Below are 12,065 nucleotides of genomic sequence, written 5' to 3'. Positions count from 1 at the left end.
TCATACCATCCCGACAATGGAGGTAGAGTCTTATGGGTCAACCATTACAGAAGCGAACTCAATTCGATCCCGGCAGCTCCATGCAGGTGCCGGAGCGGAAGCGGGGATTGGGGTCTGAAATATGGAAGCACCGGAAAGAATACCTGGCCATCTCCCCTTTCTATATTTTGTTTGCCGTCTTCGGCTTGTTCCCGATCCTGTTCTCGATGTATCTTTCTTTCCAGAAGTGGGACGGCATCGGCGTCATGACCTTTAACGGTCTGAACAATTATCAGTTCATGGTCACCGATCCGGAATTTTGGAAGGCGGTCGGCAACACACTTTTGATCTGGATTTATTCGACCATTCCGATGCTGTTCTTCGCGCTCATCATTGCGTTTTTGCTGAATGCATCGTTCGTGCGGTTCCGTACCTTTTTCCGGATCGGTTACTTTCTGCCGAACGTCACTTCACTCGTTGCGGTGGCGATTGTGTTCAGTACCGTGTTCTCCAACAACTATGGACTTTTGAATTATCTCCTGTCCCTGTTCGGGATTTCCCCCGTGGAATGGCTGAACAAAACCTGGGGCATCCAGCTGGCCGTTTCCATCATGGTCATCTGGCGCTGGGTCGGTTACAATGCGATCATTTATTTGGCGGGACTCCAGAGCATACCTACGGTCCTCTATGAGGCCGCCAAAATTGACGGAGCCACCGGCATCCAGTCCTTCTTCCGCATCACGATCCCGAATTTACGGCCGATTATTCTTTTTACCGTCATTACTTCAACCATCGGAGGCATGCAGATCTTTACCGAATCGCAGGTGCTCGTCGGCAACGACGGCGGCGTCAGCGGCGGAGGTCTGACGATCGTTCTCTACCTGTACCGCGAGGCATTCGTGAACAATTACTTCGGTTACGGCTCGGCCGTCGGCTGGGGCATGTTCATATTGATTGCCCTCATCTCGATCTTCAACTGGCGGGTAGTTCAGGGCGGCGGTGCCAAAGATGAATAAACGGGGTGATACGCATGGTTAAAAGGAAGTCTTCTATCCTGCTGTATTTCGGATTGATCGTCGGACTCATCGTTTCCATCTTTCCTTTTTACTGGCTGGCCGTTATGGCCACGCGTACGACTGCGGAAATCTACAGCTTCCCGCCCAAGTTCTGGTTCGGGACGCAGTTTATCAGCAATGTGACGCGGGTGTTTCAGAACATCGATTTCTTCGGCGCGTTTCTCAACACGCTGTTTGTGGCCGGCTGCAGTACTTTGCTGGTCCTGTTCTTTGATTCCCTTGCAGGCTTTACGTTTGCGAAATTCAAATTTCCCGGCAAAAAGTGGCTGTTCGTCCTGCTGCTCGCCACGATGATGGCGCCGTCGCAGCTCTCGCTCGTTCCTTCCTTCGTCATCATGGCGAAGTTCGGGTGGGTAGGCTCCTTCAAGGCGCTGATCATTCCTGGAATGGCCAACGCCTTCGGCATTTTCTGGATCCGCCAGTACGCGGAGGAATCCGTTCCATCCGAACTGCTGGATGCCGGCCGCATCGACGGCTGCGGCTTCTTCCGGCTCTATTGGAACGTCGCGATTCCAATCCTTCGCCCGGCGCTGTCATTTCTGGGAGCGTTCACCTTCATCGGTTCCTGGAACGATTACCTCTGGCCGCTGATCATTCTAAACGACGAGCGTAAATTTACGCTGCAGGTGGCGCTTTCCTCCCTGAACGGAATTTATGTGACTGATTATGCGATGGTCATCGCGGGCACGCTGCTCGCGGTCATTCCGCTCATCATTTTGTTCCTGTTCGTCAGCAAGCAGTTTATTTCCGATATCGCTGCCGGGGCGATCAAAAGCTGACAGGCCTGCCAGTACTTATGGAAAAGGAAGTCATATGCCGGTCCTGATAAACTGAGGAACGCTGTCAAAAGAACCCTTGGCAAATGGAAAAAGGAAAACCCGCCCATCCGGGCGGGTTTTCACGCTTTTTATAAGCAGGCATATCACGGGGCCATCATCGCTTGAACACGACGTCAACAGCGATTGGCCGGTGGTCTGAAGCTTCCGTCCTGATTACCCGTTGATTCGAATGCTGAACTTCAGGGGACGTTACGATGTAATCGATTGTTTCGGACGGCTGGTCGGCCGGAAACGTATAGGCATCTTCGATTCCTTGAAAGCTGTTGACGAATAAACCGCTGGCTAACAGAGCTTCAACCTCCGAACTGCCAGGTTCCGCATTAAAATCCCCCATGAGAAGCTTGGGTCCCTTAACCGTGGAAGCCAGGTTAACGATTTCCTGTACCTGCGCCTTCCGGCTTTCGGCATCGAGTCCTAGATGCGTATTATACACATCCACATGAACTCCCCGTAAATTGACCACCGCATGCAGAACGCCCCGCTGCTCATCGCCGAAGCTGCTGAGCAGCACATTGTCAAAGCGGAGGATCGGATACTTGCTCAGGATGGCGGTCCCATATTGGCGGTTGTTCGCCTGGCCATCCGCCGGTTCCAAATCCAGATTGGCACCATACGCGTAGTGATAGCCGAGCAAGCCTGCTAATTCCTTGGCTTGGTCCTGAAAGTCGCTCCGCTCTCCGAAAAACCGGTCCACTTCCTGAAGACCAACGATCTCCGCGCCGGAATCCCGGATCACATCCGCAATTCGTTTCAGGCTAAGCTGTTCATCCAAACCGACGCCATGATGTATGTTGTACGACATCACGGTAGTGCGAATTTCCTTGCCATTCCCGTGACCAGCCGCCATGGCGCTCGTTGAAAACAAGGATACGATCAGCAGACTGACGATCGATGTGATGAAGTGTTTTTTCATGATTAACTCTCCCTTCAAAGGTTAGATAACGACTTCTATTCATGAAGAAGCGATTCCGCATCGCGAAGCAGGTACTCCGCAGCGTCGGCAGATACATGTTTTCCCTTTTGAGCGTTGACTTCATGAATAAAACTGCTTACATGTTGATTCTGCAGCTTTTTCAGCAAGCTATTCGCAATCCCTTTGTTGTCAATCCAGCCGGCTTCTGCGAAACGCTGAACCAACTCCTCAAGAGCCGCGTTGCTTGTTTTCACATCAAAGTCAACGGACTTTGCGCTGGTATTCCCCGCCAAATCACTGGCTTTCACGGTGAACGTATGCGCTCCTAGCGCCAGCTTATACATTGGCGTGTCGCTTAAATCCGTCAGAACTTTTCCGTCCAGCAAGACTTCCGTTTTCGCATAGTCAACGCCGGTCCATCGATCCGTTATTTCAAATCTCGGCTGGAATGTACCTGAGGTGAATTCAGATGTAGTCACAGGGCCGAGCCTGATTTCGGGGGCTGTCCAATCGACGGTTATTTGGCTGGCAGCCTGAAAACTTCCGTCTTCCGTCGTGGCCGTAATGACGGCTTTGCCCTCCCCTATTGCCTTCACCCGCCCTTCCGCGTCTACCTCAACCACCTGATCATCATCGGTGCTCCATTTGACTTTTTTATTGGTCGCGTTGCTGGGACTAACGGCAGCCTGCAGTGCTGCACTGCGATCGGAAGAAGCATTAAAAACGATCTCCGGTCGGTCGATCGAAATACCAGTGACGGGTACATGTTCAGGGGTATGCTCAACGATAAGCTCATTCAGCGCGATATTGCCCCATACCCGGTTCGCATCATTCACTTTCAGCCGCAGTTTATAAGCATGCACAGTCGGAAAGGTGACGGTTTGGCTTTCTTTGGTGCTGTCGTTAAGCTTCCATTCGACCGATGCACCAGGCAATGCGGTTAGCCAGCCGCTGCCGTCGTAATACTCCACGTCAAACTTGGTAATCCCTTGACCTATGCCGAAAAAGGTAACCAACGTAACCTTGTTGACAGGTACCGGATCATGCCCGTAATCGAGCGTGATATAGCCCGGAAAAGATACGTTAACGTCGCTTCCCCATGCCGAGTTCAAATTGTTGTCGATAATGTTTGTGATCGTGCCCGCTCCCGTTGGGAAGGACGTGGTGACCATGTCTTTGGATAAATCCGGATTGTTATATAGTTCTAGTTCGTTCAGCGTGATCCTGCCGGACAGCGCATTTCCTCCATGCACCTTCAATCGGATTTTGGAAAACCGGGTGAGCGGAAACTCTACGGATTTGATCTCATTGGCGCCGGTATTCAAATCCCATGACAGATGAATATTCGTCCGGATAGGCACCCATCCTGAACCGTTGTCGTATTCCAGATCGAAGTCCGTTATCCCCGATTCCTGCCCGAATCTCGTATTGAGCTTCAATTGATTGGCAGAAATGGTTTGACCGCCAAAGTCAAGCGTGATATATCCCGGAAAAGAAGGCGAAACCTCGGTAGTCCATGCGGTATCATAAAACTTATCGTTTATGTTTTCAATCGGCTGTGAAGATGACGAACGAAATGTCGTGCTTGCGGCAGCCTGTGGAGCCAAGTCATCGACAGGCGTGCTGACCGGCCGGATCTGAACGACGTCGATGGGATCAGGCATAGAACCGGCTGGAGGCACGCTGCCTTCGTATTCGTGTGCGCCGATATCCGGAGCCTCATTGTATAACGGATTACCGAAGTAGTCCCTGCCTCCGTTTTCATTGATGCGAATGCCTGCACCGATCAAAGGAGAATCGGCCAGCAGCTTATAACCGTCGACGGTATTCATCCCTTCCGCTCCGCTGCCGGGGTTCGCAAATTTCGGATCGCCGGTTACCCCATGGGCATCGGCCTGAACGAGCGTGTTCCCCCCGTAATAAGCGTTGTAGTCGAACGTTTGCCCTCTCAAATCCCAGCCTTTATCCCCGAGACTGTAATAGACATTGTTGTAATTTTTAATGTTGCGCGGAGCGCCGGAAGCCTTGGTGAAATAATCGCTCATAACCGGGTTCCCGGATGATTTGCCGACGTACACCGTATTATTGTAGTTATACACGTTGTCGATCGATCCGCTGTACCGGAAAATGCTTTTCCGGTCATTCTGGCTGATGTTATACCTTACGACCGTATTGATCGTGTCATACGTATCGTTTACGAACAGCATAAACCCGCCAGCGTTATCATGGCTGTAGTTGTACTGGACGAGCGAACCGATGTTTCCTGCGTCCACGTCAAAGCCGTGACCGTCTTCAGCGCCGTTGACGCTGGCAAAAGATTCGTTGAATTGGACAAGATTGTTGTCCGAATACGCCCACCAAATGGAAGCATTCGTTGCCAGATATGTAGCCTGCCCCACCGTATTGCGCTCGACAACCGCTCCATCGGTTACGTTCCAGGCAATTCCTCCCGTTGCAGCTCTGAGGACGGTGTTGTTGGATATTTTCACACGAGTCGAAGGCGTCCAAGGCCCGTAAGGCTTCGGCACCCACGGCCATAAATCTCCCATTCCGTTACGCAGGATGCAGTTGGAACCGATGTAAATGCCATAGGCATCCACGTCCGTCAGCATATTACCGTCAATCAGGACGTCGTCAAAAGCGCTGGGCGTCGTTGACCCGACCGAGTCGACAATAATTCCGCCGGATCGAGTCGTATAAGAACCGTCTACATCATGAATGTTTAAATTTTTGATATGAATATGGTGCAGCAGTCCCGCTTCTTCGTTTAAGATGTAGACGCCCCGCCGTTGTCCGCGCGGGTTTTCCCAGTCTCTGTCAAATGGCAGTGGGGAGCTGTTCGTCACTTCCAGGTTGCTGATCTCCCAATACTGCTGATTTTTCAACAAGACCGCTTCCAGTTCTGACGTCACGCCGGCGATTAACGGCTTGCTGCCTTCCCCATACTTATCAATGATGATGGGATTTCCCTGTTCGCCTGAGCCTTTGGGCCACAGCCTGCCATTCCAGCTTTCCCCGGCTTTAAACAAAATTTTGTCACCCGGGGAAAAGGTAGTTGCATTGACTTTGTCCAATGTCTTCCAGGCAGAACCTTCGCTTGTTCCGTTATTCCCGTCGTCCCCTCCTGTACTGTCTACGTAATAAGTCGTTCCGGATGCCATCGCGGCCTGCGGCAAAGCGGTGAAGAAAGAACAAACCATGGAGACAATCAAAGTCATGCAGAACACTTTACCTCCCCATTTCCTCAAAAAGCATCATCCTTTCGTTTTATCATGTATGTAAAGCCCATTAGGCGTTACATCGTTACATTTGAAACGAATCGTATGGTCCCTGGTTCACGACGACCTTTGCTTCGGAGATGCGTTCGCGGACATAGCCCGCGTATTTATAGTCGATGTAGTCTTTGACTACTTGGTCTTTGACAGCGTCAAATGACTGATCCTTCGTTTCCGCGCTTTTTCGAGACTCGTAAAACAGTTTCAGCTGCTGTTCATCGGGCTTCCAATCGTGTTCCATCAGATGGTTTTTGACGGATACGATTGCGTTTGTCATGACGTATTCAAAATAAGCATCCTCACTGTAGGAGACGGGTCCGAAAACAACCTGATGATCGCGGATCGCTTTTTGCCTTCTCTTGTTTTCACGCTGGAGGGATTGTACAAAACTGTCCTCATCAATATCCCGCAGCACTCCCTGCTCCTGCGCAATGATTTGCTGAATTTTAATGTTCACACTTGTTTCCAGCGCTCTTTTTTTGATCATCTCTACCGGAAATTCTCCTCCGTAAGCCGTGGTCCAAAACGCAGGCGACGGCTCTGCGCCATATTTCTCATAAAAATAGCTGATGACTCCAGCTTTATTTGCAGTGATGGCTCTGCGGAATTCGTTGATATGAACGGGTACACCGTTAACCGTCGCGATCACCTCAGCGTGATGCTTCGTCTTTGAAAACCCGGACCCTGCAGTGAATATAACGATCACAGAACCTAAGACCAACAATCCGGCAATCACCAGCCATTTAGGACTGCCAAAATGATGAATGATTTTAACCATATGCATCCCTCGCCAGCCTATTTTTTGATCATGCTGTAATCAATATCGCCTTTAATCTTTGACGTGTTATATCATTATAAAGCCCGAAAGAAAGCGCATCCATTTCTCGATCTTTACAAACCTTTCACTTTCTTTACCTCATGAATCCGGTAGTGGATACATCATCAGGAGATCTCTTAAACTTTGGATTCAACACTAAGGCCGGCTCAACGCAAAAAAACTCTAAGCCTGATCAATGATCAAGCTTAGAGTTACAAGAGCCTGGTTTAAGTTCCGCAAAGCGGCTATCCTAAATCCGGCTGCTCACCAAATTCAATTTCCGGCAGCTCCGTACCGTACAATTCGAAAACGACGATCTCGTTGGCCCCCTCGCGCAAAAGCGGGCCCGGCACATACAGCGTTTTTTGCGGCCCGATGTTCCAATACCGGCCAAGGTTGAAGCCATTGATAAGTACGACGCCTTTGGTCCAGCCGTTCAAGCTCAGAAAGGTGTCTGCCCGTTCGTGAACCTGCAGCTCCCCACGGTAAAAGGCAGGGCCTTGCTGCGGCTGCAGCGAGTGAAATTCGAGGCCGGACAAGTCGGTTAACGGCAGCGGGTACGTCGTCCAGTCCGATAAAAACTGCCTTCCGTGCCGCACGCCCTCGGTGATCCCCTTCCTGTCTTTCATGTACGGGCCATAATTGATCCGGCCCATATTCTCCACGAGCAGCGTAAGCTGGACGCCGCCCGGCGGAACCGCGAACTCGATTTTCGTATCGGGCTCGCTGCGGTCCAATGTCCCGGCAAGTTCCCCGTTCAGATAGACCAGAGCGCGGTCGCGCAGGTCCTGAATGAACAGCTCCTCCTTAGGCCTCGGGCCGGGGATCAACGTGCTGTACTGAATAAAACCGTAGTTCTGGCCGAGCTTCTCCATCGGTTCGGGATAGGGAGAGCGCACCGCCGCCGAAATCCGGTCCAGATTGCCGGCCAAGGGAGCAAGCTCCGTCATTGCCACTTTACCGTATGCTTTCTTGGCGATGGGGTCCGGCAGCCCGTCCGCTGCAAGCGGCTTATACTTTGCGATGATGTCACGAACGGCAAAATATTTGTCCGTCGGCTCACCGTTTTCGTTTAACAGCGCATCATAATCGTAGCTGGTGACCGTTGGCTCATAGCTGTCTTCCGTATGGCCGTTGGCTCCGCTCCAGAAGCCGAAGTTTGTTCCCCCATGGAACATATAAAAGTTAACGGAGGCTCCCAGGCTCAGCATTTCATCCAGAACAAAAGCGGCATCCTCCGCCGGACGGGTATGATGCTCCTCACGCCAGTGGTCAAACCAGCCGTCCCAGAATTCCATGCACATGACCGGTGCATCCGGCTGATACTCCCGCAGCTTCTCGAAGGATTCCCGGGCACGGGAGCCGAAATTGACCGTTGCCAGGACGTCTTCCACCATCCCGCCCTGGAGCATGGCGTCTTCCGGACCATCCGAAGTAAACAGAAGAACGTCCATCCCCCGGCTGATCATCGCATTTTTCAAATAGTTCAGGTACGGCTTGTCGTTGCCGTAACTCCCGTATTCGTTTTCGATTTGCAGCGCGATCACCGGGCCTCCCTGGGTACAGAGCAGAGGCTTCAGCTTAGGAAGAAGCACATCATAATAATCATCGACATGGTCGAGGAACGGCTGATGGTAACAGCGCAGGCGCATATCCGAATCCGCCAGCAGCCAGGAAGGCAGCCCCCCGAATTCCCATTCCGCGCAGATGTACGGTGATGGCCGAACGATAACATAAAGTCCGAGGCTGCCAGCCAATTCGATAAACTTCACCAAATCAGCGATGCCCTCAAACTGGAATTCCCCTTTCTGCGGTTCATGCAAATTCCACGGCACATACGTTTCCACGGTGTTCAAACCGCAGGCTTTCAGTTTGATGAGCCGGTCCTCCCAATACTCCGGTACGACACGGAAGTAGTGAATCGCTCCCGACAAAATTTGAACCGGCTCATCATTCATATAAAAAGCAGATCCCGAATATCGAAACGTAGACATAAGTTCCTCCTGTGGATTAGGTTGAAGGTATCGTATTAAACTGATGGCTCGCGGACGGCGTAACGCTGTTCGAACTCCTTCAAACGGATGATCTCGCCCGCAATTCTGGACTCTTCAGCGGCGAACGCCATCAGATGGCTCTGGACGGAATGGTCTGCAGAGGTAAGGCCTTGAGCCTTGGTGTCCGCCCGTACCAGCTTGAGGAAATCGCTCATCAGCTTCATATCGCCGCCGCCATGGCCCACATGGCCGCCCATGTCCCCGAACGTAATCCGTTCGACTTTGCCGCTGCCGAAGTGAATGATTTCGATTTCGTTTTTCTCCATCGCTCCGCGGATTTCCCCGGTCGTGCCCATCAGCTTGATCGTGCGGCTGACGTCTCTTGTAAATGCGCTCATCGTAAACGCAGCCGTGATACCGCCCTCAAACTCGAGATTCACGACCTGATGGTCGACGACGTCGTTATCGCAGTGATATACGCATCTGCCGTATGGCCCTTCCTGCAGCGCTTTGTAACGGGCTTCGTAGCTCATGTCGTCACTGATGGCCGAAGTCGGCCAGTTCGTATTATCGGTTAAATATTGATCGGGCGCATAATAGAGGCATTCATCCGCGACCGGACAGCCGTCCAGACAGCGGAGCGGAGCTCCTTCAGGCGCTTCGGATGCCGTAAAATGGCTGAGCGTGCCGAAGGAAGATACTTTGACGCAGTCCGCACCGGCAAGCCACAGCAGAATATCCAGGTCATGGCAGGACTTGGCCAGAATCATCGGACTGGAGTCCTCCTTGCGGCGCCAATTCCCTCTGACAAAGCTGTGCGCTTGATGCCAGTACCCCACATTCTCATTATGCTGGATCGACATCAGCCGCCCGATCGCACCTTCTGCCAGCAAGCTTTTCAGCGTCTGGAAAAACGGCGTATACCGGAGGACATGACAGATGGAAAACACAAGTCCGGCTTGCGAAGCCATCTCCCCCATCCGGATGCATTCCCCGGGATCGGGTGACATCGGTTTTTCCAGCAGCACGTGATAGCCTGCCTGCAGCGCCTGCATGGTCGGCTCGAAATGCTGTTGATCCTGGGTACAGATCAGCACGGCGTCGGCCATCTTCGGAGCTTGGAACAGATCGTCCCAATGCTCAAAGCACATCGAATCCTCCAGCCCGTGCCTCGCCTGAAAGCTTTCCCTCCGTTCCTTGACCGGCTCCGCCACGGCAACTACCTCAAGCTCATGCGGATGCGACAGCGCATATTCCAGGTAATTGATGCCGCGCAGGCCCGCTCCGATCAAGGCGACTTTTACTTTTTTCACGTCTTCTTTCCCCTTTCGTTATTCCTTGACGCTTCCGACGGTCATCCCTTTGACGAAGTATTTTTGCAGGAACGGATATACGACCATGATCGGCAGCGCCCCCATAAATATCTGCGCCGTCTGCAGCGTTTTCTCGCTCAAATTTTCCATCGCTTTGATTTGTTCAATGGAGACGGACGTCATTTGAGAATTGATCGACATAATGAGCGTGGACAAATAGGTTTGCAGCGGATATTTCTCCGGTGAATTCAGGTATAAGATGCCGTCGAACCAGGAATTCCAGTGGCCAACGATCGTAAACAGGCCGATGGTCGCGATCGAAGGTAAAGAGACCGGCAAATAGATCCGCCATAAAATTCTCCAGTGTCCCGCACCGTCGATCGTGGCCGCCTCGTCCAGCTCCCGCGGAATGGTGCGGAAGAAATTCAGCATCAGCACCATGTTCCATACGTTCAGCGCGCCCGGCAAAATCAGCGCCCAGATGGAATCGATCAAACCTGTATTTTTCACGATGATATACGTGGGAATAAGACCTCCGCCGAAAAACATCGTAATCGCAAAGAACCAGACATAGACCGTCCGATACTTAAACTGGTCGACCGACTTGGATAGCGGATAAGCCGAAATAAAGCACAGGAACATGTTGACCGCCGTGCCGAGCGCTACCCGCTCAATCGAAACCCCAAACGAACGGAAAAACTCTACCTTTTGCCCCAGGTACCGGTATGCGTCAAAGTTGAAGCCGACCGGCCACAGTTTGACCTCGCCGGCCATTGCCGCCGTATTCGAGCTGAGGGACACGGACAGAAGGTGGATAAACGGAATAATGCCAAGAAGCGTAATCGCCGTCAGCAGCGCCGAATTGAAAATGACGAACATTTTTCTGCTCAAAGTTGGTTTGTGCATCTCTCTGCCTCCAGCTTAAAAAATGCGATAATTGTTGTATTTGTAAGCCGCGTAATAAGTTAGCGACACCAAAACCAAAGATATCGCGGATTTAAACAGTCCGACGGCGGCGGCAGGTCCGAATTGCTGACTGAACATACCAAGCCGGTATACGAACGTATCGATGATATCCGCTCCCTCATACACGGTCGGGTTATACATGATCAGGATTTGCTCAAATCCGGCATTCAAAATCCCGCCAAGGCTGAGCACTCCGAGTAATATCAATATCGGTGCCATGCCCGGCAGCGTAATGTGAATCATCTGCTTCCATCTTCCCGCACCGTCAACCTCGGCCGCTTCGTACAGCGTGGCATTGATTCCGGTGATGGCGGCGAGCATAACGATCATGTTATAGCCCATCCCTTTCCAGACGTCGGACCCGATCACGATGCCGCGGAACCACTCGTTATCCAGCATGAACATGATCGGCTTCAGCCCCATTCCCGTCAACAGTCCGTTTACGGGTCCACTCAGGGAAAACAGCTCGATAATGACACCGCCTAGAACGGTCCATGATAGAAAAAAGGGCAGAAATACGGCCGATTGGATAAAGCGGGAAAACCACCGCTTGGTGACTTCATTCAGCAGCAATGCCAGAATGAGCGGAACTAACAGGAACAACACCATTTTAATAACCGCGATCACGATCGTATTCCACAGCACCTGCTTGAAATCAGGCATGGCAAATACATATTTGAAATTGTCAAAACCAACGAACTTCGAATGAAAAAAGCCGGACAGCGGCTCAAACTGCTGGAAAGCCATGACGAGACCGGCCATGGGGCCGTAGGCATAAATCAGCGTCACGATAACGCCGGGCAGCAGCATGAGATGAAGGATATATTCCTTTTTCAGCGTTCTCACAGATGGACCTCCCCGTTCAATCGTAAACAGGAGGAATCGCCAGGACT

The 12,065-nt window shown here is 51.8% G+C and carries 9 protein-coding genes; 2 read left to right on the top strand and 7 right to left on the bottom strand.

The features are described 5' to 3' along the window. Window positions 1-32 precede the first annotated feature (32 nt). Both MKY74_RS17400 and MKY74_RS17395 read left to right on the top strand, forming a co-directional pair. Window positions 33-995, top strand: coding sequence for a carbohydrate ABC transporter permease (locus MKY74_RS17400; protein ID WP_373309549.1), 963 nt, complete (start codon window positions 33-35; stop codon window positions 993-995). Window positions 996-1,009: 14 nt separating this feature from the next. Beyond that, complete coding sequence (locus tag MKY74_RS17395) at window positions 1,010-1,834, top strand: carbohydrate ABC transporter permease (RefSeq protein WP_076167304.1); 825 nt, start codon at window positions 1,010-1,012, stop codon at window positions 1,832-1,834. A 154-nt stretch (window positions 1,835-1,988) separates the two neighbouring features. On the opposite strand, the gene MKY74_RS17390 is transcribed toward MKY74_RS17395, so the two are convergent. The 7 genes from MKY74_RS17390 to MKY74_RS17360 form a co-directional block, all read right to left on the bottom strand. Continuing rightward, on the bottom strand, window positions 1,989-2,807 hold the full coding sequence (locus MKY74_RS17390) for an endonuclease/exonuclease/phosphatase family protein (protein ID WP_076167306.1): 819 nt from the start codon (window positions 2,805-2,807) through the stop codon (window positions 1,989-1,991). A 35-nt stretch (window positions 2,808-2,842) separates the two neighbouring features. After that, window positions 2,843-6,025 (bottom strand): Ig-like domain-containing protein, encoded by a 3,183-nt coding sequence (locus MKY74_RS17385; RefSeq protein ID WP_076167309.1) that lies wholly within the window; start codon window positions 6,023-6,025, stop codon window positions 2,843-2,845. Between the two features lie 85 nt (window positions 6,026-6,110). Next, window positions 6,111-6,860, bottom strand: a complete 750-nt coding sequence (locus MKY74_RS17380; RefSeq protein ID WP_076167311.1) for a hypothetical protein — start codon at window positions 6,858-6,860, stop codon at window positions 6,111-6,113. A gap of 284 nt (window positions 6,861-7,144) precedes the next feature. Beyond that, window positions 7,145-8,893, bottom strand: coding sequence for a glycoside hydrolase family 35 protein (locus tag MKY74_RS17375; protein ID WP_076167314.1), 1,749 nt, complete (start codon window positions 8,891-8,893; stop codon window positions 7,145-7,147). A 35-nt stretch (window positions 8,894-8,928) separates the two neighbouring features. Next, window positions 8,929-10,206, bottom strand: coding sequence for a Gfo/Idh/MocA family protein (locus MKY74_RS17370; RefSeq protein WP_076167316.1), 1,278 nt, complete (start codon window positions 10,204-10,206; stop codon window positions 8,929-8,931). A gap of 18 nt (window positions 10,207-10,224) precedes the next feature. Further along, complete coding sequence (locus MKY74_RS17365; RefSeq protein WP_076167318.1) at window positions 10,225-11,112, bottom strand: carbohydrate ABC transporter permease; 888 nt, start codon at window positions 11,110-11,112, stop codon at window positions 10,225-10,227. Between the two features lie 15 nt (window positions 11,113-11,127). Next, window positions 11,128-12,018 carry an ABC transporter permease gene (locus MKY74_RS17360; protein ID WP_084203737.1) on the bottom strand — a complete coding sequence of 297 codons (891 nt, stop codon included), beginning with the start codon at window positions 12,016-12,018 and terminating at the stop codon, window positions 11,128-11,130. Between the last annotated feature and the right edge of the window lie 47 nt (window positions 12,019-12,065).

It is taken from the genome of Paenibacillus sp. FSL R5-0378 (assembly GCF_038009285.1).
Taxonomy (GTDB): domain Bacteria; phylum Bacillota; class Bacilli; order Paenibacillales; family Paenibacillaceae; genus Paenibacillus_AQ; species Paenibacillus_AQ favisporus.
Note: the sequence above shows the minus strand (reverse complement) of the source record. Positions and strands in the feature narration are given on the sequence as shown.

Coding starts and splice junctions, on each gene's coding strand:
- MKY74_RS17380 (WP_076167311.1), bottom strand. CDS start 6,860: ATGGTTAAAATCATTCATCATTTTGGCAGTCCTAAATGGCTGGTGATT.
- MKY74_RS17390 (WP_076167306.1), bottom strand. CDS start 2,807: ATGAAAAAACACTTCATCACATCGATCGTCAGTCTGCTGATCGTATCC.
- MKY74_RS17400 (WP_373309549.1), top strand. CDS start 33: ATGGGTCAACCATTACAGAAGCGAACTCAATTCGATCCCGGCAGCTCC.
- MKY74_RS17365 (WP_076167318.1), bottom strand. CDS start 11,112: ATGCACAAACCAACTTTGAGCAGAAAAATGTTCGTCATTTTCAATTCG.
- MKY74_RS17375 (WP_076167314.1), bottom strand. CDS start 8,893: ATGTCTACGTTTCGATATTCGGGATCTGCTTTTTATATGAATGATGAG.
- MKY74_RS17395 (WP_076167304.1), top strand. CDS start 1,010: ATGGTTAAAAGGAAGTCTTCTATCCTGCTGTATTTCGGATTGATCGTC.
- MKY74_RS17385 (WP_076167309.1), bottom strand. CDS start 6,025: ATGACTTTGATTGTCTCCATGGTTTGTTCTTTCTTCACCGCTTTGCCG.